Source organism: Paenibacillus sp. KN14-4R (assembly GCF_052180255.1).
Classification (GTDB): domain Bacteria; phylum Bacillota; class Bacilli; order Paenibacillales; family NBRC-103111; genus Paenibacillus_AM.
In genome coordinates, this window is the sequence record NZ_CP197466.1 from 2636887 (window position 1) to 2660540 (window position 23654).

Annotated in this window: 24 protein-coding genes; all 24 read right to left on the minus strand. The window is 41.4% G+C overall.

Going from position 1 to position 23654, the window contains the following annotated elements; all coding sequences use genetic code 11:
* Entirely contained in the window at positions 1-324 is a 324-nt protein-coding gene (locus ACSBOP_RS12715; RefSeq protein ID WP_442600905.1) for a YlxQ family RNA-binding protein, read from the minus strand.
* Positions 314-634, minus strand: coding sequence for an RNase P modulator RnpM (gene rnpM, locus ACSBOP_RS12720; RefSeq protein WP_442600906.1), 321 nt, complete (start codon positions 632-634; stop codon positions 314-316). Before rnpM ends, ACSBOP_RS12715 begins: the two co-directional genes overlap by 11 nt.
* Positions 635-667: 33 nt before the next feature.
* Positions 668-1765 carry a transcription termination factor NusA gene (gene nusA / locus ACSBOP_RS12725; RefSeq protein ID WP_442600907.1) on the minus strand — a complete coding sequence of 366 codons (1098 nt, stop codon included), beginning with the start codon at positions 1763-1765 and terminating at the stop codon, positions 668-670.
* A 121-nt stretch (positions 1766-1886) separates the two neighbouring features.
* Positions 1887-2321: a ribosome maturation factor RimP gene (gene rimP / locus ACSBOP_RS12730; RefSeq protein ID WP_442604467.1), complete on the minus strand. Its 435-nt coding sequence runs from the start codon at positions 2319-2321 to the stop codon at positions 1887-1889.
* A gap of 244 nt (positions 2322-2565) precedes the next feature.
* Positions 2566-6870, minus strand: coding sequence for a PolC-type DNA polymerase III (locus tag ACSBOP_RS12735; protein WP_442600908.1), 4305 nt, complete (start codon positions 6868-6870; stop codon positions 2566-2568).
* 84 nt (positions 6871-6954) lie between these two features.
* Complete coding sequence (proS, locus tag ACSBOP_RS12740) at positions 6955-8406, minus strand: proline--tRNA ligase (RefSeq protein WP_442600909.1); 1452 nt, start codon at positions 8404-8406, stop codon at positions 6955-6957.
* Between the two features lie 120 nt (positions 8407-8526).
* On the minus strand, positions 8527-9777 hold the full coding sequence (rseP, locus tag ACSBOP_RS12745) for an RIP metalloprotease RseP (RefSeq protein WP_442600910.1): 1251 nt from the start codon (positions 9775-9777) through the stop codon (positions 8527-8529).
* 202 nt (positions 9778-9979) lie between these two features.
* Positions 9980-11128 carry a 1-deoxy-D-xylulose-5-phosphate reductoisomerase gene (locus tag ACSBOP_RS12750; protein WP_442600911.1) on the minus strand — a complete coding sequence of 383 codons (1149 nt, stop codon included), beginning with the start codon at positions 11126-11128 and terminating at the stop codon, positions 9980-9982.
* A gap of 18 nt (positions 11129-11146) precedes the next feature.
* Positions 11147-11950: a phosphatidate cytidylyltransferase gene (locus tag ACSBOP_RS12755; RefSeq protein WP_442600912.1), complete on the minus strand. Its 804-nt coding sequence runs from the start codon at positions 11948-11950 to the stop codon at positions 11147-11149.
* 23 nt (positions 11951-11973) lie between these two features.
* On the minus strand, positions 11974-12747 hold the full coding sequence (locus tag ACSBOP_RS12760; protein ID WP_442604468.1) for an isoprenyl transferase: 774 nt from the start codon (positions 12745-12747) through the stop codon (positions 11974-11976).
* A gap of 63 nt (positions 12748-12810) precedes the next feature.
* On the minus strand, positions 12811-13365 hold the full coding sequence (gene frr / locus ACSBOP_RS12765; RefSeq protein ID WP_442600913.1) for a ribosome recycling factor: 555 nt from the start codon (positions 13363-13365) through the stop codon (positions 12811-12813).
* Positions 13365-14093, minus strand: a complete 729-nt coding sequence (pyrH, locus tag ACSBOP_RS12770) for a UMP kinase (RefSeq protein WP_442600914.1) — start codon at positions 14091-14093, stop codon at positions 13365-13367. Before pyrH ends, frr begins: the two co-directional genes overlap by 1 nt.
* Before the next feature lie 106 nt (positions 14094-14199).
* Positions 14200-14853: a translation elongation factor Ts gene (tsf, locus tag ACSBOP_RS12775; protein ID WP_442600915.1), complete on the minus strand. Its 654-nt coding sequence runs from the start codon at positions 14851-14853 to the stop codon at positions 14200-14202.
* Positions 14854-14975: 122 nt separating this feature from the next.
* The gene (gene rpsB, locus ACSBOP_RS12780) at positions 14976-15674 is read right to left on the minus strand and encodes a 30S ribosomal protein S2 (protein WP_442600916.1); all 699 of its coding nucleotides are present in this window, start codon (positions 15672-15674) and stop codon (positions 14976-14978) included.
* Positions 15675-15842: 168 nt separating this feature from the next.
* Positions 15843-16310, minus strand: a complete 468-nt coding sequence (locus tag ACSBOP_RS12785; RefSeq protein ID WP_442600917.1) for a hypothetical protein — start codon at positions 16308-16310, stop codon at positions 15843-15845.
* A complete protein-coding gene (locus tag ACSBOP_RS12790) occupies positions 16307-16870 on the minus strand; it encodes a DUF6115 domain-containing protein (RefSeq protein WP_442600918.1) in 564 nt (187 codons plus the stop codon). The genes ACSBOP_RS12785 and ACSBOP_RS12790 overlap by 4 nt, the downstream gene beginning before the upstream one ends.
* Before the next feature lie 21 nt (positions 16871-16891).
* The gene (locus ACSBOP_RS12795; protein ID WP_442600919.1) at positions 16892-17221 is read right to left on the minus strand and encodes a hypothetical protein; all 330 of its coding nucleotides are present in this window, start codon (positions 17219-17221) and stop codon (positions 16892-16894) included.
* 58 nt (positions 17222-17279) lie between these two features.
* A complete protein-coding gene (locus tag ACSBOP_RS12800) occupies positions 17280-18686 on the minus strand; it encodes a DUF342 domain-containing protein (protein ID WP_442600920.1) in 1407 nt (468 codons plus the stop codon).
* 21 nt (positions 18687-18707) lie between these two features.
* The gene (locus ACSBOP_RS12805; RefSeq protein ID WP_442600921.1) at positions 18708-19499 is read right to left on the minus strand and encodes a FliA/WhiG family RNA polymerase sigma factor; all 792 of its coding nucleotides are present in this window, start codon (positions 19497-19499) and stop codon (positions 18708-18710) included.
* A 16-nt stretch (positions 19500-19515) separates the two neighbouring features.
* Positions 19516-19923: a hypothetical protein gene (locus tag ACSBOP_RS12810; protein ID WP_442600922.1), complete on the minus strand. Its 408-nt coding sequence runs from the start codon at positions 19921-19923 to the stop codon at positions 19516-19518.
* 4 nt (positions 19924-19927) lie between these two features.
* Positions 19928-20422, minus strand: a complete 495-nt coding sequence (locus ACSBOP_RS12815; protein WP_442600923.1) for a chemotaxis protein CheD — start codon at positions 20420-20422, stop codon at positions 19928-19930.
* Positions 20419-21030 (minus strand): chemotaxis protein CheC, encoded by a 612-nt coding sequence (locus tag ACSBOP_RS12820; RefSeq protein WP_442600924.1) that lies wholly within the window; start codon positions 21028-21030, stop codon positions 20419-20421. Before ACSBOP_RS12820 ends, ACSBOP_RS12815 begins: the two co-directional genes overlap by 4 nt.
* A 2-nt stretch (positions 21031-21032) precedes the next feature.
* Positions 21033-21494 carry a chemotaxis protein CheW gene (locus ACSBOP_RS12825; RefSeq protein WP_442600925.1) on the minus strand — a complete coding sequence of 154 codons (462 nt, stop codon included), beginning with the start codon at positions 21492-21494 and terminating at the stop codon, positions 21033-21035.
* A gap of 16 nt (positions 21495-21510) precedes the next feature.
* Positions 21511-23604, minus strand: coding sequence for a chemotaxis protein CheW (locus tag ACSBOP_RS12830; RefSeq protein ID WP_442600926.1), 2094 nt, complete (start codon positions 23602-23604; stop codon positions 21511-21513).
* Positions 23605-23654 lie beyond the last annotated feature (50 nt).

The window sequence follows — 23654 nt, forward strand, 5'->3', positions numbered from 1 at the left end:
TTAGTCAATACCTTTCACCTCCGCGGTTATTACCGGCGGCTTCAACATTTTTGCAAATCCTGCATCCAGGACTGCAATGAGAACGCGCGCCTCTTTCCCGATGCTCTCACCAAGTTCTCCACGTGTACCTGTAATTAGGAGTGGAACGTTGTAGGAAGAACACTTATCTTGGAACTTCTTCTTTGTATTCTCTGAAGCATCTTCTGCCATAATGACTAGCTTTGCCTCGCCGGAGCGGACTGCCTTGAGTACAATTTCATCCCCCGTTGCGAGCTTACGTGCACGCATCGCTAATCCCAAATTGTTGTAAAATTTATGATTCATCGGATTCATCCGTCATTTCATCTTTACTTTGGTTAAACTCATCCTCAACTATTATAAAATCACGTTCAAGTTGATCGTAGATTTCAGCTGAGACTGATTGCTTAAGGGCACGGTCTAAAGCATGGCTTTTCTTAGCTAATTTGAAGCAAACCTGCTTTCCACATAAGTAAGCGCCACGCCCAGACTTTTTACCCTTGAGATCAATTTGAATTTCTTCTTCTGGTGTACGAACGACACGGATCAATTCACGTTTCGCCTTCATTTCCTGACAAGCTACACATTTACGCAGTGGCGTTTTTCTTTGTTTCATATTGCTACACCTCGTTTCACGAACTGAAACTCATTAATCAATGGATACAGAGTCCTGATGCATTTCGCTAGTCGAAGTTTTGGGTCTGCCAAATTCTTGCTCAGCTTGGGTTTCGCTTTTGATATCAATCTTCCAACCTGTCAACTTAGCAGCAAGACGTGCATTTTGTCCTTTAATACCAATTGCAAGTGATAATTGGTAATCAGGCACAATAACACGAGCCATTTTTTCTTTTTCAAAAACAGTCACTTCGAGCACTTTAGAAGGAGATAATGCATTTGCAACGTACTCTTCTACGCTTTCCATCCAACGAACAATGTCAATTTTCTCTCCGCGTAGTTCATTTACAATCGTCTGAACACGTAATCCCTTTGGTCCTACACAAGAACCTACTGGATCAACTTCAGGATTGCGGGAATGAACAGCAATTTTGGAACGGAATCCCGCTTCACGCGCAACGGAGCGAATTTCAACAACACCATCAAAAATTTCCGGCACTTCAAGCTCGAATAGACGCTTTAACAGACCTGGGTGCGTACGTGACAAAATGATTTGCGGCCCTTTAGTCGTGTTTTCAACCTTCGTGATATACGCTTTAACGCGCTCACTATGCTTGAATTTCTCGTTAGGCATCATTTCAGTAAGCGGCAGCACTGCCTCGACCTTGCCAAGATCGATATATACATTACGCTGATCTTGACGTTGTACGATACCGGTTACGATGTCTTCTTCTTTTTCAATGAATGCATTGTAAATCAGACCACGCTCAGCCTCACGAATACGTTGAGTTACGACTTGTTTAGCTGTTTGTGCTGCGATACGTCCAAAATCACGAGGTGTAACCTCGATTTCAACAATATCATTCAATTGGTAGTTCGAGTTAATCTCTCTTGCAGCATGTAGAGAAATTTCCATACGTGCATCCAAAACATCCTCTGTCACAGTTTTGCGAGCATATACACGAATGACGCCTGTTTGACGATTAATGTCCACACGAACGTTAGATGCTGTATTGAAATTGCGCTTGTAACTGGAAATCATAGCCGCTTCAATCGCATCGATTAGCAGTTCCTTTGCAATCCCTTTCTCTCGTTCAATTTCAGACAAGGCTTCAATAAAATCCATGTTCATTTGAAAATTGTTCCCCCTTTCAACATTGAAAACCATTACCGTAGAAGAAACGCCTTACCGTCTGTTCCAACAAAGTTAGGCGTTTCCAAGGCAATAAAGTATTAAGATCGTTGTAAACTTGTTAAAAAACAATCGCAAGACGTGCGCTAGCAACCTTACTGTAAGGAATGGAGTATTGTTTTTTTACTTTACCGGTCGTTTTCACAACTAGCTCTTCCCCATCGAAAGACAAAAGCTCTCCCTCAAACTCCTTCACACCGCCAATAGGCTCGTATGTAGTCACAAATACATGTTTACCTACTGCCTTACGCACATCATCTGCTTTCTTAAGTGGTCGTTCTGCACCTGGTGATGATACCTCTAAGAAATAAGCTGTGGAAATGGGGTCGTTCTCATCGAGACGTGCGGAAGCATATTCGGAAATGTTCGAACAATCATCGATGTCGATGCCGCCTTCTTTGTCTACATAAATACGTAAGAACCAGTTACTACCTTCTTTCACGTATTCAATATCAACAATTTCATAGCCATTTTCATCCATATAATCTTTCAACATGTCCTCAACAGTTGCTTTAATTCCTGTGCTCAATTGGTTCTACCCTCCTAAAAAGCTTGCGCAAATAAGAAAATCTGTTCATTTTTCATTGAATAGACTCAAAAAAGTCCTATAGCAAAATGTAAAGAGTGGGTTGCCCCACTCTCTAATCGTTAATCGCTATCTTCATTATTGCCAATATCAAGTATACCATAACCGTCAAGAGGGTGACAATAACAAAAAAGTTGTGTTTACCCGCTTCTACCTAGAATAAAGAGAGCTGATTGGACTCTGGAAGCCCACGGAAGCATCCCATCGTATTAAGTAGTTCAACGACAGTTTTTGTCGCTTTAGAACGCTGTTGGAAATCTTCCACAGAAAGGTAGTCACCGTCTGCCCGGGAAGCCGCAATGTTGCGTGCTGCGTTCTCGCCAATACCCGGCATCGCTGAAAATGGTGGGATGAGTGCGTCCCCATCGATAATAAATCGGGTCGCATCCGAGCGATACAAGTCAATTGGCTTAAACGACATTCCTCTTGCCGTCATCTCGATAGCCATCTCAAGAATCGAAATCATTGACTTCTCCTTTGGTGTTGCACCAAAGCCCTTATCTTCAATTTCGACCAAGCGTTTTACAATGGCTGAGTAGCCTTGACAGAGCATATCAATCTCAAAGTCTTCTGCACGGACTGTAAAGTAAGTCGCATAATATTCAATGGGATGGTATACCTTGAAAAACGCAGTTCGAACCGCTGAAATAACATAGGCTGCGGCATGCGCTTTAGGGAACATATACTCAATACGCTCACAAGATTCAATATACCAAGCCGGAACATTATGTTTCTTCATATCTTCTTTCCATTCATCCGTAAGCCCTTTACCTTTACGTACACTTTCTGTGATTTTAAAGGCAAGACTTGCGTCCATTCCAGCTTTATAAATCAAGAATAACATGATGTCATCCCGACAACCGATAACGGTCTTAATGTTACAAATCCCGCGACGTATGAGCTCTTGGGCATTACCCAACCACACACCAGTCCCATGTGATAAACCGGAAATTTGCAGTAAATCGGCAAACGAGCTTGGTTGTGTTTCTTGAAGCATCTGACGCACGAATTTTGTTCCCATCTCAGGAACACCGTATGTGGCAACAGGCGTACGAATTTGTTCAGGTGTCACATTCAATGCTGTTGTTGAGTTGAAGATGCTCATGACTTTCGCATCATTCATTGGAATCGTTGTTGGATCAATACTCGTTAAATCTTGCAGCATCCGCATCATCGTCGGGTCATCGTGACCCAAGATATCGAGCTTCAGTAAGTTGGCATCAAAGGCGTGATAATCAAAGTGAGTTGTCTTCCACTCAGCGTTCACATCATCCGCAGGGAACTGAACGGGTGTAATATCATCAACCTCAATATAATCAGGTACAACGACAATACCGCCTGGATGCTGTCCTGTTGATCGTTTAACACCTGTGCAACCAGATGCTAATCGGTTAATTTCCGCATTTCTCCATTTTTTACCAATTTGTTCTTCGTATTTTTTCACGAATCCAAATGCTGTTTTCTCAGCAACCGTACCAATTGTACCCGCACGGAAAACACTCTTGTCACCGAACAGCTCTTTCGTGTAGTTGTGAGCAACTGGTTGATATTCACCTGAGAAGTTCAAGTCAATATCGGGAACTTTATCCCCTTTAAAGCCAAGGAATGTTTCAAACGGAATATCCTGTCCTTCACCTTTAAGCTTGTTCCCACACTCTGGACAATCTTTATTTGGCAAGTCAAAACCACTCGGTATGCTGCCATCTAAAATCCATTCACTAAACTTACAAGAAGCACATGTGTAATGCGGTGGAAGTGGATTTACTTCTGAGATTCCTAAAAATGTTGCGACGATTGAAGAACCAACCGATCCCCTAGAACCAACCAGATAACCGTCTTCATTCGACTTTTTAACTAAGCGCTCTGAGATTAGATAGTTCGCCGAGAAACCGTACTTAATAATCGGCACAAGTTCCTTTTCAAGACGTGCGACAACTACCTCTGGTAACTCATCTCCATAAATTCTTTTGGCTGTATCGTAACAGGTATTTCGGATTTCATCATCAGCACCATCAATAATCGGCGTAAACAATTTATCAGGGAACAATTCAATATCTTCGAACTCATCTGCGAGGTCGCTCGTATTTCGCACCACGACTTCAAACGCTTTTTCTTTTCCAAGAAATTCGAATTCAGCTAACATCTCATCCGTTGTTCGAAAATGTGCATCTGGCTTTTGAATGTCTTTAAGTGGTGAAAAGCCTGTAATCCCGTTAATCGTAATATCTCGATTCATCTTATCTCTAGGATTCAAATAATGGACATTTCCAGTTGCTATAACTTTTTTACCCAACTTTTCACCAATTGCGCACACACGCTCTACGGCTTCTTCTAGCTCACGTCGAGAAGCAACAAAGCCTTTATCAATTAAGTGCTGATTATAACTAACAGGCTGGATTTCTAAAATATCGTAAAACGCTGCAACTTCTTCTGCTTCGTCTTGCGACTTGTTCATGACAGCCTCAAAAAATTCACCTTTTTCACAACCAGACACAATCAAAAGCCCATCCCGCATTTGTGCAAGTTTACTCTTTGGAATGGTAGCAACCCGATGAAAATGCTCCGTATGAGAGATGGAAATAAGCTTAAATAGGTTTTTCTTACCTATTGCATTCAAAGCATAAATACAACAATGAAACGGTCTTGTATTGGTTAATACTGTTCCTACCTGATCATTTAGTCGTGGAAGTTCAGTTAGGCCACGATCTGCCGCTTCATTAATAAGACCATACAAAACAAAACCGAGTGCAATGGAATCGTCAATCGCACGGTGATGATTTTCAAGTGATACTTTAAATTTATCTGCGAGCGTATTCAGTCGATGATTCTTCATCGTTGGGAACAGCAATCTCGCAAATTCCAACGTATCGAGTACAGGATTGGTCAGTTCTTTCATTCCGAACTTTTTCAAATACGCTTGGATAAAACCCATATCGAATCTCGCATTGTGTGCAACGATGACTGCGTCACCCACGAACTCAACAAACTTAGGAAGCATTTCCTCCAGTTCTGGAGCATCCTGCACCATTTCATTCGTAATATTCGTGAGCTGCTGAATGTGATAAGGAATGTTCTGATGTGGATTAATAAAGGTGCTAAATCGATCGATCTCCTTGCCTTCTTGCATTTTCACGCCTGCCAGCTCGGTGATCCGGTTATTCGCAATGGATAAACCTGTTGTCTCAATATCGAACACAACATAAGTTCCTGTCTTAAGTGCCATATCTACCGGATTTAAGACAACTGGAATGTTATCATTCACTACATTGGCTTCAACACCATAAATCATCTTTATGCCATTCTTTTTCGCAGCTTTACTTGCATCTGGGAATGATTGTACACCGCTGTGATCTGTTACTGCGATTGCCTTATGTCCCCATTTTGCAGCTAGTTTGACATATTGATCAATTGGGGCAATTCCATCCATTGTACTCATGGTTGTGTGCAAATGAAATTCTACGCGCTTCTCTGGCGCCGTATCTTTACGATCTGCAATGGTTGCAACAATTTCACATAGGTCAGAAGGGAGCATGACTAGTTCTGGTTCTTGCATAAAACGATCATATTCCACCTTACCGCGTGCTTTCACCCACATCCCGTTGGAGAGCAGGCTCATGATCTTCATGTCATCCTTCGTCTTGGCGAACACCTTCATCATGATGGAGTCCGTAAAGTCTGTAACGTTAAATGTATATAAAGTCGATCCTGTTCGCAGTTCTTTGGATTCTAATCCAAACACCATGCCATGCACGGTTGCTTTCTTCTCTTCATCCTGAATGTTTGAAAGCGGAACAGGGATGTCCTTAATGTCATAACCAATAACAAGTTTCACTTCAGCTTGCGATGCAGGCGATTCTTCCTCTTGGAAAGTCGCGGTCAACATCTCCTGTGTGAAAGTTTGCTCTTCTTGTTCAATTTTTTTAGCGAAGCGCTCAAACTCCTCTTCAGCTTGTGCATGAACATCATATTTCACTTGCAGTTCCGTTTGAAAATAATCCCGAAAGAACGATGTAATCCAATTATCAATGTTCTTCTTCTTCGCTAGTTCAAGTCCAATTCCATCTAAGAAAAAGATCGTAAGGCGACTACCTTGCACTTCTACCTTCGCTCTGCTCATCCACCCATTTACACTTGTTTCCTCACGATGAACCCATTCCATGAACATACTCCAGTATTCATTAACGAGCTGTGCCGGTTCAGTCTGTTGAAAGTGCACAATGAAACGAGTTTTCGCCAGGTGGGCGTAATGCTCACTGATCATTTTACAAAAAGCACGATAAACGTCTTGAGGAACTAACCGAGGTACTTGTAAAAAGAAGGTCCACTCGCGTTGATTACGCATCACTTCAACCCGCTCCAAGTACGCATCCACAAAATGAGTTTGAACCACATCTTTCGGGATGCCCGCCGACTGTACCAACAGCTCAAATCGTTGTTTCTTCTCTCCCGTTTGGCTCACACACGTTTCCCTCCTCAAAAAACACAAAGGGCAAAGGAATAATACATCGCTTTGCCCTCAGTTTTATCATCAACAAACAAATAATTAATATGCTCGTCCAAATACAACAGTTTCTTTAGCTGCTTCACCACAAACCAGACAAGTATGCTTCTTCTCTGCCGGTTCAAATGGAATATTACGTGATGTTGCACCTGTCACTTCTTTTACGTGAGACTCACATGCATTTGATCCACACCAGCCAGCTAGTGCAAAGCCACGTTGACCTTCTAAGAATGCTGTGAACTCATCCAAGGAATCCACAGAGATAAAGTGCTCATCACGGAATGCTTTTGCTTTCTCAAACATCTCGTTATGGATTTCTTCTAACATTGTTTGTACTTCTGCGATTAGATTATCTTGTTTTACAATTCGCTTTTCACCGCTAATGCGGGATACAAGTACAACTTGTCCATTTTCCATATCACGTGGTCCAAGTTCTACACGAATTGGTACACCACGCATTTCGTATTCGTTAAATTTCCAACCTGGACTTTGATCTGGACGATCGTCCACTTTTACACGAATACCTGCTGCTTTAAGTTCAGCGAATAATTCATCCGTACGAGCTATAACCATATCGCGCGTTTTCGCCGGACCAATTGGAATCATAACAACTTGTGTTGGAGCCACTTTAGGCGGCATTGCTAGACCACGATCATCACCATGCACCATAATTAATGCACCTATCAAGCGAGTCGATACACCCCATGAAGTTGTGTAAGCATACGTATGCTGATTTTCACGATCCAAGTATTTAATATCAAAAGCAACTGCGAAGTTTGTACCCAGGTAGTGTGACGTTCCTGCCTGTACAGCTCGTCCGTCCTTCATCATCGCTTCGATTGAGAATGTATCAACCGCACCTGCGAATTTTTCGGATGGTGTCTTCTGTCCTACGATAACTGGAATCGCTAAAAAGTTCTCCGCAAAATCACGATACACTTCAAGCATTTGCATCGTTTCACGACGTGCGTCAGCTTCGTCTTCATGCGCTGTATGGCCTTCTTGCCACAAGAACTCGCTTGTCCGTAAAAATGGCATTGTTCGCTTCTCCCAACGAACAACGTTCGCCCATTGGTTAATAAGAAGTGGCAAATCACGATAGGAATTAATCCATTCGGAGTACATATGACCAATCATTGTCTCAGAAGTCGGTCGAATCGCTAGACGTTCCTCAAGCTTTTCGCCACCTGCTTCTGTAACAAATGGAAGTTCAGGATTGAATCCTTCCACGTGCTCTTTTTCTTTTTGGAAAAAGCTTTCTGGGATGAAAAGTGGGAAGTAGGCATTTCGGTGCCCTGTTTCTTTAAAACGGCGATCCAATTCACGCTGGATATTCTCCCAAATTTCATATCCGTCTGGTTTAAATACAATACATCCACGAACAGGTGAATAGCTCATTAAATCTGCTTTCTTAATTGTATCCAGATACCATCTGGAGAAATCTTCACTCTGCGGGGTAATCTCTTTGCTAACTTGTTGCTTATCCTTCGACATACCGTTCCTCCTACGAAACTCCGGTGGCAGCACGCCAACCGGAGTTATATGCTTCATTCTATGTTTCTATCATAAAGAAATTTTGCAAGGAAATCACCTGTTAAATTGTGAAATCTCAAATTAGCTCTTAATTAACCGTACAATATCGTTGTAAGTTACGACAACCATAAGCAGCATAAGCAGTGCAAAGCCAACAAAATGGACGAGACTCTCACGGCTTGGATCTACTGGTTTACCTCTAACGGCTTCAATCCCGAGGAAAACAAGTCTAGACCCGTCTAACGCTGGGAATGGCAGTAAATTAAACAAGCCTAAATACAAGCTGAAAATCGCTGCCCAATAAATGTACGATGTCATACCATTTTGCACGAATTGTCCTGTCACTTCCACAATTCGAACGGGACCACCCAGGTCATCCATTTTAACTTGACCAAAGACAAGCTTTTTAAATCCATCCAATATCCCAACCGTCGTCTTGGACACATAATCCCAAGTTCCCGTTAACACCTCACCAAATGTAGCTGATCGCTTATCAAAACCGATCACGATGCCAACTTTTCCTTCACTGCTCGGTGTAACTTGAAGTGGAACTTCTTTTCCACCACGATCTACGATCCAATTCATGGACTTCTGCGGGGATTTCTGGATCATGTCTGTTAAACGATTAAAATTAGCTCCAATATCCGTACCATTAACCGACTTCACAATGTCGCCTTTGAGCAGCCCAGCTTGCTGTGCAGGTTGATCCGCGACGACGGTATCAAGCTTCGTATTCATAGGCACTCCCGCCATGATGACTACGATGCAAAAAAGCACTACTGCTAATAAAAAGTTCATGACAGGGCCCATCACAATGGACATTGCACGTTGACCAACAGTCTTGGAACCGAATTGGCGATTAAATGGAGCGATCTGCGTCTCTGTGCCTTTTGTCACCATCATTGCTTGAGGATGGATGGTATACTTGGCTTCATGCTCGCCTACAAGCAGTTCAACTTCAAGTTTACGCTCCATATCAATATTTGTTACTTCACCTTGAATAACATCAGAGCGTTGATTCAATTGATCCAAATATAAAAAAGTGACTTCGTTGGATTTATTCAATTTAACAGCGATGGTTTGTCCCTTTTGAATATCAATCATTTCTGGATCTTCACCAGCCATACGCACAAAACCACCAATTGGCAGGAAGCGAAGCGTAAAGCGAGTCTCGCCTTTTTTGAATGAAAATAACTTCGGCCCAAAACCAATTGCAAATTCTCTTACGAGAATACCAGCCCGTTTGGCGAAATAAAAATGTCCCCATTCATGTATTGTGACAAGCACAAAAAACAATAAGATTACCTTTAAAGTGATTTCCAAACTTGACAAAGTGTTCCTTCCTCCTTCACTATCCGCGATGTCTCATTCCTTAAGCTTACATGATTGCCAAAAGCAATACAAGCTTCCCAGCCCTTGCACAAGTATACGGTTATTTTACTTTTTTTAGACCAAGGAGAAACCGACTCATCTTCTTCAAAAAAAAAGAGCCGATCCGAGCTTGGCAGCTGGCTTCGACTCTTCGCTGATACGTTTATAGAAGAATATTCGATGCAAATTGACGCGCCCATGCATCCACACTTAAAATTTGCTCAAGCTGCGGATTCCCCGCTACTTCGTGCTGCTCCATTGTATGGGCAATGATAGTCTCAATATCAAGAAATTCGATTTCACCATTTCGGAAACGAGCAACTGCGATTTCATTCGCTGCATTAAATACAGTTGGCATTGTGCCGCCTAACTTCCCACTCTCATAGGCCATCCGTAAGCACGGAAAGCGCTCAAAGTCCATTTTTCTAAAATTCAACTGACTTAATTCAGCTAAATTTAACGGACGTGTATCAAGCGGCAACCGTGTAGGATATGTTAGCGCATATTGAATTGGAACCCGCATATCTGGATTTCCAAGCTGTGCTATTACACTATGATCCACAAATTCTACATAGGAGTGTATGATGCTCTCCGGATGAATCAAGACGTCAATTGAATCATAAGGCAGATTAAACAACCAATGTGCTTCAATGACCTCAAGACCTTTATTCGCCATTGTCGCGGAGTCAATCGTCAGCTTCGCGCCCATCGACCAATTGGGATGCTTCAGAGCATCTTGAACAGATACTCCATGGAGCTCATCGCGAGAACGATCTCGGAATGCACCTCCAGAAGCAGTTAGTGTGATGCGGCTAATGTCTGCTCTTCGTTCTCCATTCAAACATTGAAATATAGCAGAGTGCTCGCTATCTACAGGTAGGATTGCTACTCCTTTTTTCTGCGCAGCTTCCATGACAATGTGCCCCGCACTTACTAATGTCTCTTTGTTGGCTAAACCAATCTGTTTACCCGATTCAATTGCTGCTAACGTCGGCTGCAGCCCCTGTGAACCTACAATCGCTGTAATGACAACATCAGCATCTGTTGATGCTGCGACTTCTTCTATGCCCTTAGGACCGTAACAGACTTTTGTCTCTGAAGAAACTTGTGTTTGCAATTGTTCAGCAAGTTCTTTCGTCGCTACACTAACCAGCTTTGGACGGAATGTATGTACTTGCTCCGTTAACAAATCGATATTGTATCCACCTGACAACGCTTCAACACGAAACTGTTCCGGATGTTGTCTCACAACATCTAACGTTTGCGTTCCGACTGAACCCGTTGAACCAAGAATGGCAATTCTTTTTGTCATGTTTCACCTCAATTAAGTTTATTGCACGAGTATACCAATCCAGTGAATGAACGGAAACACGATGAGCCAAGAATCTACGCGATCTAGTACCCCACCATGTCCAGGGAGAATTGTACCTGTATCTTTAATTCCTTTTACACGTTTATAAGCAGATTGAATTAAATCTCCTAATTGACCGATGATACCAATGATAATACCTATCCCAACTGCTTTTCCATAGCTCAATAATTCAGGATTAAACCAAGCGAAGCAAAGAGCAGCGATGACTGAAATGATAATACCACCCACAGCACCTTCAATCGATTTCTTTGGAGAGATCGTTGGCCAAAGTGGCGTTTTTCCAAACTTAGACCCTACAAAATAAGCCCCTGCATCTGTACACCAAATACAAATAAACAATAGGAATGTGTAAAAGAGTCCGCCCGTCTCCAGCAATCTAGTGGAGATCATATAATGAAACCCAAAACCAATATAAACAGCACCCAAAAAGACAGCTGCTGCTTGGTCGATCACAAAACGATTCTTCGTCGTTACTGTAATTGTCAGTAATATGAACATAGCCATCCAGAGTACGGCATCTAGATTTAAGTGAATACCAAATGCAAAAGCATCCATCTCCCAAGGGACAGCTAGCCACAATAAAAGCAGCAAACCAATGATGGATGTGATTCGAAAGTTTTGTAGCCCAAACATCCGAATGTATTCATAGTAACCAATTATTGCCATAATAAGAATTAACGCGGCATAATAGTAACCTCCGGCAACTAGCATCCCTAAAAATGCGCTGCCAGCAATTACACCCGTAATGATTCGCTGTTTCACTGTTATAAGCCTCCAACTGGTGTCTACAGACCACCATAGCGCCTTACCCGACGCTGATATTCTGCAATCGCTTGATAAAAATGTTCTTCTGTAAATTCTGGCCAGTATGCATCTGTAAACCACAATTCAGAATAGGCAAGCTGCCATAACAAGAAGTTACTAAGACGTAGCTCACCGCTTGTACGAATAAATAAATCAGGATCTGGAAGACCATCGGTCAACATATATTCTGAAAATATAGCCTCGTCCAAGTCATCAGGATTTAATTTCCCTTGTTTGGCATCACGCATCATCTGTTGTACACCACTTAGCAATTCTTTGCGTCCACCATAATTCAAAGCAAAATTCAAGATTAGGCCTGTATTATGTTTCGTACGCTCAATTGCATTATCAACAGCTTCTAGTGTATCTGCTGGAAGTCCTTCGCGCCAACCGGTCATCCGAACCTGAACATTATTTTCCATTAATTCATCAATTTCCAAAGGAAAAAATTCTTGAGGAAGCTTCATTAAAAATTCAACTTCATCTTTCGGACGTTTCCAATTTTCCGTGGAAAAAGCATACATTGTTAGCACTTTTACACCAATTGCATTAGCAGCTAACGTAATTTTTTTCACATTTTTCATACCAGAATAATGACCAGCAACACGTGGTAATCCACGTTTCTTGGCCCAACGACCATTCCCATCCATCACGATGGCAACATGAGCAGGGATGTTGTCTGTGGCAAGGTTCTTCGCAACATGAATTTGCGTCGTTGATTTGGAACCCAGCCATTGTCTTATGTGCTTCCACATCATTAATATCCCCCAATTAAGGAAAGACTAAAACCCCCGATGAACTGGGGGTAAGGCTTCATTCTATACTTCCATGATTTCTTTTTCTTTAGCAGCTAACGTCTTTTCCACTTCTAAGATAAATTTATCTGTAAACTTTTGCACATCATCTTGATGACGACGTGATTCATCTTCGGAAATACCCGCTTTTTCAAGCTTTTTAATATCATCGTTTGCATCGCGGCGAATGTTACGAATTGCAACTTTTGCCTCTTCTCCGCTCTTACGAGTCAATTTTACTAGCTCACCACGGCGTTCTTCCGTCAATGCTGGAATAACTAGACGAATCACATTACCGTCATTTGCAGGTGTCAAACCAAGATCTGACTTCATGATTGCCTTTTCAATAGCACCGATGGATGTTTTATCCCAAGGCTGCAATTGCAAAGTACGAGAATCAGGAGTAGAGATGTTAGCCATTTGATTAAGTGGCGTCATTGCTCCATAATACTCAACTTGAATACGGTCAAGCAGAGCTGTTGATGCGCGACCAGCACGAAGTGCTGCTAAATCTCTTTTTAGAGCTCCGATTGCTTTCTCCATACGATCTTCTGCATTTTTCTTAATCGATTGTGGCACTATGATACACTCCCTTTAACGATTGTTCCAATTTTTTCACCTTGGACCACTCGCTTAATGTTACCTCTTTCTGTGATCGAGAAAACAATAAGCGGGATGTTATTGTCCATACATAAGGACGAAGCTGTCGCATCCATTACGCCAAGATTTTTGTTCAGTACATCAAGGTATGTTAAAGTTTCGAATTTCACTGCTGTCTCATCTTTAAATGGATCTGCAGAGTATACACCGTCCACTTTATTTTTCGCCATTAAAATAACTTCAGCTTCAATTTCTGCTGCTCGTAATGCTGCTGTAGTATCTGTCGAGAAGTAAGGGTTACCTGTACCTGCGGCAAAGATTACAACACGACCTTTTTCTAAATGACGCATGGCTCTACGACGAATGTAAGGTTCAGCAACCTGCTGCATCGTGATGGAAGACTGTACCCGGGTTGGTACACCGATATTCTCTAGCGCATCCTGCATGGCCAGTGAATTCATAACAGTAGCAAGCATGCCCATATAATCAGCCGTCGCACGATCGATTCCTTTTTCAGAACCAGCAATACCGCGCCATATATTTCCGCCACCTACTACAATCGCAACTTCCACTCCAAGATCTACTACTTCTTTTACTTGCTCAGCAATAGATGAAATCACTTCGGATTCGATTCCAAAGCCCTGGTTTCCTGCCAATGCTTCCCCGCTCAATTTCAATATTACACGTTTAAACACCGGTTGCTCCAAGCAGAGTACCCTCCATTTCGGACTACACGCATAAAGCGCTGTCCATCTTTATTTAAAAAGAAAGGAACACAATGTGTTCCCTACTTTGTATGTTCAAACCTTTAGATTACTGTTTCACTTGGGACATAACTTCTTCTACGAAGTTGTCAACTTTTTTCTCTAATCCTTCACCTAGCTCGAAACGAACGAAACGACGGATGGAAATGTTCTCACCAATTGTAGCAATTTTTTCATTAACAAGATCAGAGATCTTCTTGTCTGGATCTTTAATGAAGGATTGCTCCATCAAGCAGTACTCTTCGTAATATTTTGAAATACGGCCTTCAACCATTTTCTCAACGATTTTTTCTGGTTTACCTTCGTTAAGAGCTTGGTTACGAAGAATTTCTTTCTCTTTTTCAAGAGCGTCAGTTGGAACTTCTTCACGACGAACATAAGTTGGGTTAACAGCTGCAATTTGCATTGCGATGTCTTTAACGAATGCTTTAAATTGGTCTGTCTTTGCAACGAAGTCAGTCTCACAGTTAACTTCAACAAGTACACCTACGCGACCACCAGCGTGGATGTAGGACTCGCAAAGACCTTCAGTAGCAATACGTCCAGCTTTGCTAGCAGCAGCGGACAAACCTTTTTCACGAAGAATTTCAGCAGCTTTTGTTACATCGCCATTTGCTTCGTCAAGTGCTTTTTTGCAATCGAGCATTCCTGCTCCTGTTTTCTCACGTAATTCTTTCACCATTGCAGCTGTAATTGTAGCCATTATGGACCCTCCCAAATAAACTATAATTTTTGTTAGACCTAAATCATTTTTAAAAAAAGGGCGGTGAGAGGTTATTACACCTTCACCCACCCTTCTCATTGAACTTCTATTGTGTGATGCTCTTATACTGTTGCTTCTTCACCTTGGTGAGCTTCTACAACAGCGTCAGCAATTTTAGCAGTCAACAATTTAACTGCACGGATTGCATCATCATTACCAGGGATCACATAATCGATTTCGTCTGGATCACAGTTAGTATCGACAATACCTACGATTGGGATACCCAATTTACGAGCTTCTGCTACTGCAATACGCTCTTTACGAGGATCGATAACGAATAGGGCGCTAGGCAACCCTTTCATATGTTTGATACCGCCCAAGAATTTCTCCAAGCGAGTTTTTTCTTTGTTCAAGATGATAACTTCTTTCTTCGGTAGAAGATCGAAAGTACCGTCCGCTTCCATACGCTCCAAAGTTTTCAAGCGATCAATACGCTTTTGGATTGTTTGGAAGTTAGTAAGCGTACCACCCAACCAACGTTGGTTGATGTAGTACATTCCGCAACGCTCTGCTTCTTCCTTAACGGAATCTTGAGCTTGCTTCTTAGTACCTACGAACAACATTGTACCATTGTTTTCTGCAATGGATTTAACGAAGTTGTAAGCTTCATCAACCTTCTTAACTGTTTTCTGAAGATCGATAATGTAAATACCGTTTCTTTCGGTGAAGATGTAACGATCCATTTTCGGATTCCAACGACGAGTTTGGTGACCGAAGTGTACCCCTGCTTCCAAGAGTTGTTTCATGGAGATTACTGCCATCCTCACACACCTCCTCTAAAATGGTTTTTGTAGTGACTTCCGCTGATCGCATCTTCATATAAAACTTATCATCCGATAAGCACCGTTATATGAATTGATACAGCGTGCATTTTAACACCGCTGATAACTATACCATAACATGATACTAGATTGCAACACTTTGTCGAATCAAGGTTTGCGAATGATGGTTTCAATAATTACATCCACACTTGGCTCCCCTTTGAATATATGCACGCCTGATCGGATACTTGATGTCAAACCTCGCTTTTTAATCTCCGTACTCAAAGCAGTAGGTTCATTAATTAAACCACTTTGCTGAAACATCTCAACTACTTTGTCAGAATTAAGTCCAGGTGTGATGTATACAGCAGTCTGCTTTACAATCTCAGCTTTCGGTGCTTCAGGCTTCGGAATCTTATCGACTTCTTCCTTCAATCTTGCTTGAAGCTTCTGATCAAACTCAGCTTGTGTATACTTTTTGCTGATTTCTGGTGTTTCAACTGGTGGTTGCGACTCTTTAGATACCGTTTCTTTCCCAACAGAAGGAGGACTTTGCACCCCGAGCATCAATTGCAAAAGAAGAGCTCCACCAATAAGCCCGAAACCTAAGCCATTCCAGAACATCTTCTTGCTCATCTTGCTGCCTCCTCTTGCTTAGACAGCATCAAAATAAGATTCACTTCACCCTTGTTCTTACCTAGCTTCTTGGCAATATATTCGACAGACTTCCCTTGCTGATACAAATCAAATAATTCTGGGTATCGTGTTTGAATTAACGGTTCGGCTTCAGGCTCTAGTGTCGATTCTGGCGTGCTTAAAGCAACCGACACTTGTTCTTGTCTTATATAGGTATCAACTTCTACCGGTGCGGCAGCTTCCACTCTTTTCTCATTAAGCGCAAGTTTAAGGTGTGATACTTCTTGAGCCAATTCATGACTATGCTTTTCCATTAACTCAAGCTTACCTGCAAGATGTGCAAGTTTCAAATCGCTTTCTCGCTTACTTTCGGCAAAAAGTTTCACTAAAGCTTCATTTTGCTCTTCCAGTTCAGCCGCGAAAAAACCAAACGATTTTTCGAATTCTTCAAGACCTGGTGCGGTTTTCACTGTCTTTGATTCTTTTTTAATAAAAAATTGTGTAAAAACCACAATAACTAAACCTAATAAAATCACATAAACCATGGGGTGATCCATCATTGTACCTCTCTCCCCCTAATTTCATAAAGATAAATCTATATGATGACCTTTGAAAGGATGTTTTGCTTTTTCATCATGCAACACGTTGTCAGATTTAGCCTGCTTTTCTGAGCCCTTTTTATCCCGCTGACCATTATTACTTTGATCATCTCCTTGTTGTTTAAGTCGCTCGGATTCTACAGTTGCATGTACAGGATCTGTGTGTGTTCTTGCTTTTTGAAGTGATGCACCTGCTTCTTGTGCTAGAATTGTTTGTTCATTCATTGGTTTTTGAACATGCTGAGCTTGTCTGAAGCCTGCATCATCATTTTTATGAATAGCAAACTGCAAATCGATTCCTTTTAAACTCACGACCAGCACCCCATTTTCACTAGAATGATCAAGCGCTATTTTCAACTAGCCATTCGAACTAGACATAAGGAATTAGCGAAATATCACCGTCAGACAATGTAAATGTAACTCTCGCAATTGGATCTTTTATATACTTAATGTAACGTCCAATTACGATCTTGACTCCCCCGTAAACATTCGATAGCACATGAACTTTCGCATTCTCGGAGTCTTCCAATACTTTTTCTAATTCTAATATACGCTCTCTCATCTCGTGTTGTTCCGCTAACACTTGTTTTTTCGTATTGCCAAGTTTAATTCGCATCGCCATTTTATCGGCGCTCAATTGACCAACCATGGCCATCTGATCAAGCATAGCTAATGCTTTATTTGTTTTATCTAGATTTTCAATAGTAACTCGCAGCTGAGCTTTCAATCTAACAAGCTCGTTGCGTTGTACAGGCAGTACACCTACTTCAATGACAGTTGTTGTCGACATCATATTCCCTATCGTACGACAAGTGACCTTCTCACCCGCTTGGATTGTCCCACCTACTATCAAACCTTTGGCACCCGAACACAATACACTGCGACCAGCAAGGACTGTGGAATGCATGATACTTTGTGAAACGGTTACATTTCCCCCAGCCTCAATATACCCATCTTGTATAAAAGAACCTTTTACATCACCTAATGCTTTAACTCTGGCTTTATTCTGTCCCAGGACACCACCTGATATATCAATGGATCCCTCTGCCTCAAGTTCAGCTGCTTCCACTCCACCTGTAACACGAATATCACCTGATGCTTTAATTTTAAATCCGGGTAAGACATTGCCACGAATTACGACAGTTCCCACAAAATCAATATTCCCCACATTAAAATCAACGTCCCCATTGACCTCATAAACAGGGAATACATTTATTCGATCTCGATCTGTCTTCGTCACCATACCGCTGATTCCAGCATATAACGCCATTTCTTCATTATCGAGAACGACATTTTTACCGGGTTTAAATCGAATATTCTTACCTGCTTTGGACTTTAATATTTCTCCTGTCACCGCTCGACCTGGAGTTCCTTCTGTCGGTAAGTAACGTTGGCCAATTAACTGACCCTCTCTGACATTATTGATCGTGATAAGCTCTTTAAAATCGACAGTTCCATCATCTAATTCCTGTGGCTTTTTACTAATACTACCTAAGTCATGTAGTAATTTGATACTACCATTCCGACCATCAATCGCTTTAGAACCTCGAGCTATGACTGTTTTGGCATATAGAAAAGGTCTGGGGTCATTTGCAATGATTGCAAGCTGGCTCATATCAATTCCATGTGAAACATTGTTAGATCGTAAGCATTCTTGCAATTGATCGATTGTCACTTGAAACGTATCAGGAACATTGGAAAACTGTAAATAAGCAGTTAATTTATCCTCTGATATCGAAATTTGTACATAAAATTCCAAAGACAAATTTTGACTCATACTAACTTACCACCCTTCATCCTAAAAATCGTCCTCAAAAAGTTGAACCTTATACCTTGCTAATGAACCTCTCATTCGTAGAATTGCTTTGGAATGAAGTTGGGATATTCGTGAAGGAGATAAGCTCATAACTTCTGCAATTTCACTTAAAGAGAGTTCTTCATAATAAAACAAAGATACAACTATACGTTCTTTTTCAGTTAGACGGTCAATGGCACGAGCTAATGTTTCTTTTAAATAAAACTCATTTACTTTATATTCCGGATTCTTTGCCTTTTCATCTACAATCAATGAGATTCGAGTTTCTGAGTCTTCTTCACGAATTGGATCATCAATTGAACACACCGTTGTCACGGCCAAATCCTGAAGCATGTGCTGAAACTCTTGCTCTGTAACACCTAGGTAACTAGACATTTCTTCATCTGTTACAGAACGCAGATATTGCTGCTCTAGCTTCTGATAAGCATCTTCTAATCGCTTCGCTTTCTCACGAACCGAGCGAGGCACCCAATCACCTTGCCGGAGACCATCTATAATAGCACCACGAATACGCCATGATGCATAGGTTTCAAATTGTAAGCCACGTTCATAATCGAACTTATCGACAGCATCGATTAATCCCATGGCACCAAAACTTTGTAAGTCTTCTAGAGCTACATTTTTGGGCAGACCGATTGATAACCGACTAGCTACATAATCCACAAGCGGTAAATACGTTTCAATGAGCTCTTGCTTCGCTTCGAGAATCTGATTCTCTTTCCACCGCTTCCAAATTTCTATATTGGCGAGATGAGATTGCTTGTATTCGATCATGGATTATTCACCACCCTTAATCTGCTGTCCAATGGCGAACCGTTTCAGCCACTCGTTCAGGTTCGATTGCTTCTTTGGTAGAAAGTTTTGGCGGGTTAAGCGGAGTGAAGGGCTGAGCTTCTGATTGTTGTTGATCAGCTGAATCATCCGGTGTCTGCATGTCAAAATGTTGACCTACATGTGTAGACTCCGCTTGTTGTTCCCCTTGTTGTAAGACCTCAGCGTGGACTTGATCCTCTATCTTCGGCTGTAAAAATGCGCCAATGATAAATCGAATCAAGAACGTACCGATAAACAATAAAATAAAGCTGTATAATCCATTCAATAATGAAGTTAGAATGAAATTATTTTGTATGGATAATAAAACTGTAAAAATAAATGCTAGTAGTCCCATTACAAAATTCCAAATTAAAGATCCAATCATGGTATCACAATTCCTTTACTCCATGTTGTACGCTGCGAATAAATAAAATCCCTGTTTCACAATCAAGTTCAATTGTTCGTCCAAAATTACCACCTGTGTCTTCGCTAAGGATCGGAATCTTATATTGGCTCAGAAGTTCTTTGCACGATTCTACATTCCGAGGACCGATTCGCATGGAGTCTTGTTGTGCGGAAAAAGCGAACATTTGCGCACCACCTGCAAGCTTTGCCTGCATACGTCCAACCATTGCACCAAGTTGTACCATCTTATCAATTAAATCAGGAACTGCTGTATCCGCATATTTCGCTCGATTAAAATCAGGTTCCCTTGCAATATCCGAATTCGGAAGCATCACATGAGCCATCCCGGCTACTTTCACGCGTGAATCATATAATGTTAACCCTACACAAGAGCCTAGGCCTGTCGTCTTGAGCACTCCGGTCATGTGCACAACATTCAAATCTGCCATACCTACTTTGATCCAATTGCTTTGAATCATCTAATGTCGACTCCTAATGCAGCAAAGATTGAATTGAAAGAACCAGGATCTGGTATTAAAAAGAAATGACCATTGATCACTTGCGAACCTTCTAAAAACTTGGTGTCAATTAATAGCGCTTGATCTCCCATTTCACCGGATTGGATAAGACCATAGCTTAGTATTGCTCCAGCCATATCAATAGCAAGAGCAGGTACAGATGGTGACATGCTTAGATGTGTAAAATCTGCTAATGAGGATAAATAAGAACCAGCAAGGATATTGCCAATCTCATTCAATGCAGAGAGTTCCATCTCTGAAAGAGAATCATCCTCAGTTGTTTCCATACCTGCTAAATCTTTAAGCATACTTTTGGCTGAGTTTACATTTAGAATAAAAAACAAATTCCCTGGTGCATCTCCAATGACCCGAAGGTAAATCGCAAGTACGATTTCCTCAGGGCCACCCACACATGAAGCAATCTCTTCAAAAGGAAGAAATCTAACCTCGGGAACAAGCATATCGACTGGCTTATCCAACAGCATCGACAATGCAGTTGCGGCATGTCCCGCTCCAATATTGCCGATTTCTTTTAAGACATCGATGTGAAAGTCAGCTAATTCACCCACAGTTACACCTCGAGATTTTCAAGTTGTATAAGCTCTTCTTTATTTAAGACTTGATCCAAATTGAGCAGTACAAGCAGTCGCTCATCGTTGATTTTGGCAATACCATTTAAATACTTCGCACGAATACCGCCTACAATTTCTGGTGGACTCTCAATTAAATCGGAATCCAGGTCAATCACATCATTGGCTGAATCAACAATCATCCCAACTTCGATATCACCTGAATTCACAATGATGATTCGGGATTGATCTGTATATTCGATCTCTGGTTGTCCAAAGCGTGAGCGCAGATCAAGCACAGGAACGACTACCCCACGAAGATTAATAACTCCTTTTATAAAAACAGGTGTTTTAGGAACTCGTGTTAATGCTTGCATACGTTCAATTGTTTTTACACTATCAACTTCAACACCATACTCTTCATTTCCTAATGCAAATACGATAATTTTCTTTTCCTCACTCATTAGAAACCCTCCTTCACTATTTAAGAAGTGCATTCGTATCAATGATTAAGGCAACATGTCCATCACCTAAAATCGTAGCACCTGAGACTGCGAACAATTTCGTCAAATATTTCCCTAACGATTTCAACACGATTTCTTGCTGTCCAATCAATTCATCAACAAGAATAGCGGAGAGCTTGTCTCCCTTACGGATAATAACAACATCACTTTCCTCTTTGGAGTCTAGTGTGTAGCCTGGCACTTGGAACACGCTACCCAATGTAATAACAGGTATCACGCTTGAACGATAATCCATCATCATATTGCCATGTACATGTCGAAGTTGTTCCACCTTTACAGTTGCAGTCTCTACGATTGAGGACAATGGAATGGCATATTTCTCATTACCTAATCGAATCAACATGGCTGCAATAATAGACAAAGTAAGTGGCAATTGAACCGAGAACTTCGTTCCTTGACCTGGCTCTGATTCAACAAGCACACTTCCACCAAGTGATTGGATCTTTGTCTTTACTACATCAAGTCCTACTCCACGACCTGAAATATCAGATATCACACTTGCTGTTGAGAAACCAGATGCAAATAATAGTTGGTATACTTCCGAATCAGTCATTCGAGCGCCTTGTTCAGGCGTGACCAGTTCATTCTTAATCGCTTTGCTTAGTACAACATCACGATTTACACCGTCACCATCATCTTGAACCTCGATGTATACATGATTTCCACTGTGGTACGCACTTAAATGAACTTTACCTGTGTCACTCTTTCCTGAGGCTAGACGTTTACTTATTGTCTCTACTCCGTGGTCGACCGCATTACGCAACAGATGCACAAGAGGATCACCAATTTCATCTATGACCGTTCGATCCAGTTCTGTTTCTGCTCCAGTAATAATAAGGTCTACTTTCTTATCCAATGACTTAGCTAGATCTCGTATCATTCTTGGGAACCGGTTAAAAACAGACTCTACAGGTACCATGCGCAGCTTTAGAACAATATTCTGCAAATCACTACTTACTCTTGCCATGTGCTCTACCGTCTCGGTTAGTTCACTCTTATCGATCTCTGAAGCAAGCTGCTCCAGTCTAACGCGGTCAATCAACAATTCGGAAAATAAGTTCATTAAAGTATCTAATCGTTCAATATCGACACGAATCGTTCGATTTGCAACTGCCGTATTACCAGTTGTTGAACTAGCTGTAGGTTTCGATTCTGCAGCTTTTACGAAAGCAGTAGGCTTTCCGGGAGCTTCTACAACTACTGCAGCAGCTACTTCATCTTGTGCAGCTTGTAGGAATGCTTCTGAAGCTTGTGCAATCAAATCATCCAATGAAGCACGATCTAATTCCATTACAGATGCAGAAGCAATTTCAGACACACCCAGGATTGTTTTCTCTAATGTCGGACTATCCATCTCAGAAACATAGTAAAGGGAGAATGAATTATCAAATTTCCCTTGTTCCAAATCTTCAACCGCAGGATGCGATTTAACAATTTCCCCATTGTTTTCAAGAAGATTGAACACCATATAAGCGCGAGCTGCTTTAAGAACACAATCCTCATCAACAGTTACATCAACGTAATAGACGTTATAACTTGAATCAAAAGACTGAAGAAGAACAGAGTACTGGTATTCATCCAGTATTTTTGTAAGATCAGCTTGATCCGCAAAAGATCCAGCACTAGAAGTCGCTACAGCACTTGCTGCAGCTTTCGTTTCAACTTGATAGTCACCTGTCACAATGGATTTTAAGCTCGTTACAATTTCACTAACATCTGCTTTTCCAGTTCCACCTTGGATAATGTCATCTACCATGGCTTCAAGAGAATCTAAGCTTTTAAAGATACAATCAAAAATAAAAGAATCCATGTCTAACTTGGAATTACGAACAAGATCAAGTACATTTTCCATCTCATGCGTAAGAGAGGCTATATCTTCGAATCCCATTGTAGCTGACATCCCTTTTAACGTGTGAGCCGATCGGAAAATATTGTGGACAATGGAAATATCCTTTGGATCATTTTCTAAAACAAGTAAGTTTTCATTTAACGATTGCAGATGATCTTTCGATTCATCAATGAACATAGATAGATATTGATTGAGTTCCAAAACCTATACACCTCCAAAAGTATCTGTTCGCTGCTGCTGACTCTCGTTTT

Bases quoted from the DNA above. Each gene is read 5' to 3' on its own strand.
- ACSBOP_RS12800 (WP_442600920.1), bottom strand. From the start codon at position 18,686: ATGAGTCAAAATTTGTCTTTGGAATTTTATGTACAAATTTCGATATCA.
- rnpM (WP_442600906.1), bottom strand. From the start codon at position 634: ATGAAACAAAGAAAAACGCCACTGCGTAAATGTGTAGCTTGTCAGGAA.
- ACSBOP_RS12760 (WP_442604468.1), bottom strand. From the start codon at position 12,747: ATGTGGAAGCACATAAGACAATGGCTGGGTTCCAAATCAACGACGCAA.
- ACSBOP_RS12815 (WP_442600923.1), bottom strand. From the start codon at position 20,422: ATGATTCAAAGCAATTGGATCAAAGTAGGTATGGCAGATTTGAATGTT.
- ACSBOP_RS12715 (WP_442600905.1), bottom strand. From the start codon at position 324: ATGAATCATAAATTTTACAACAATTTGGGATTAGCGATGCGTGCACGT.
- ACSBOP_RS12750 (WP_442600911.1), bottom strand. From the start codon at position 11,128: ATGACAAAAAGAATTGCCATTCTTGGTTCAACGGGTTCAGTCGGAACG.
- ACSBOP_RS12810 (WP_442600922.1), bottom strand. From the start codon at position 19,923: ATGATTGGATCTTTAATTTGGAATTTTGTAATGGGACTACTAGCATTT.
- tsf (WP_442600915.1), bottom strand. From the start codon at position 14,853: ATGGCTACAATTACAGCTGCAATGGTGAAAGAATTACGTGAGAAAACA.
- rimP (WP_442604467.1), bottom strand. From the start codon at position 2,321: ATGTTGAAAGATTATATGGATGAAAATGGCTATGAAATTGTTGATATT.
- ACSBOP_RS12790 (WP_442600918.1), bottom strand. From the start codon at position 16,870: ATGATGGATCACCCCATGGTTTATGTGATTTTATTAGGTTTAGTTATT.
- ACSBOP_RS12805 (WP_442600921.1), bottom strand. From the start codon at position 19,499: ATGATCGAATACAAGCAATCTCATCTCGCCAATATAGAAATTTGGAAG.
- proS (WP_442600909.1), bottom strand. From the start codon at position 8,406: ATGTCGAAGGATAAGCAACAAGTTAGCAAAGAGATTACCCCGCAGAGT.
- ACSBOP_RS12825 (WP_442600925.1), bottom strand. From the start codon at position 21,494: ATGAGTGAGGAAAAGAAAATTATCGTATTTGCATTAGGAAATGAAGAG.
- ACSBOP_RS12785 (WP_442600917.1), bottom strand. From the start codon at position 16,310: ATGAGCAAGAAGATGTTCTGGAATGGCTTAGGTTTCGGGCTTATTGGT.
- nusA (WP_442600907.1), bottom strand. From the start codon at position 1,765: ATGAACATGGATTTTATTGAAGCCTTGTCTGAAATTGAACGAGAGAAA.
- rpsB (WP_442600916.1), bottom strand. From the start codon at position 15,674: ATGGCAGTAATCTCCATGAAACAACTCTTGGAAGCAGGGGTACACTTC.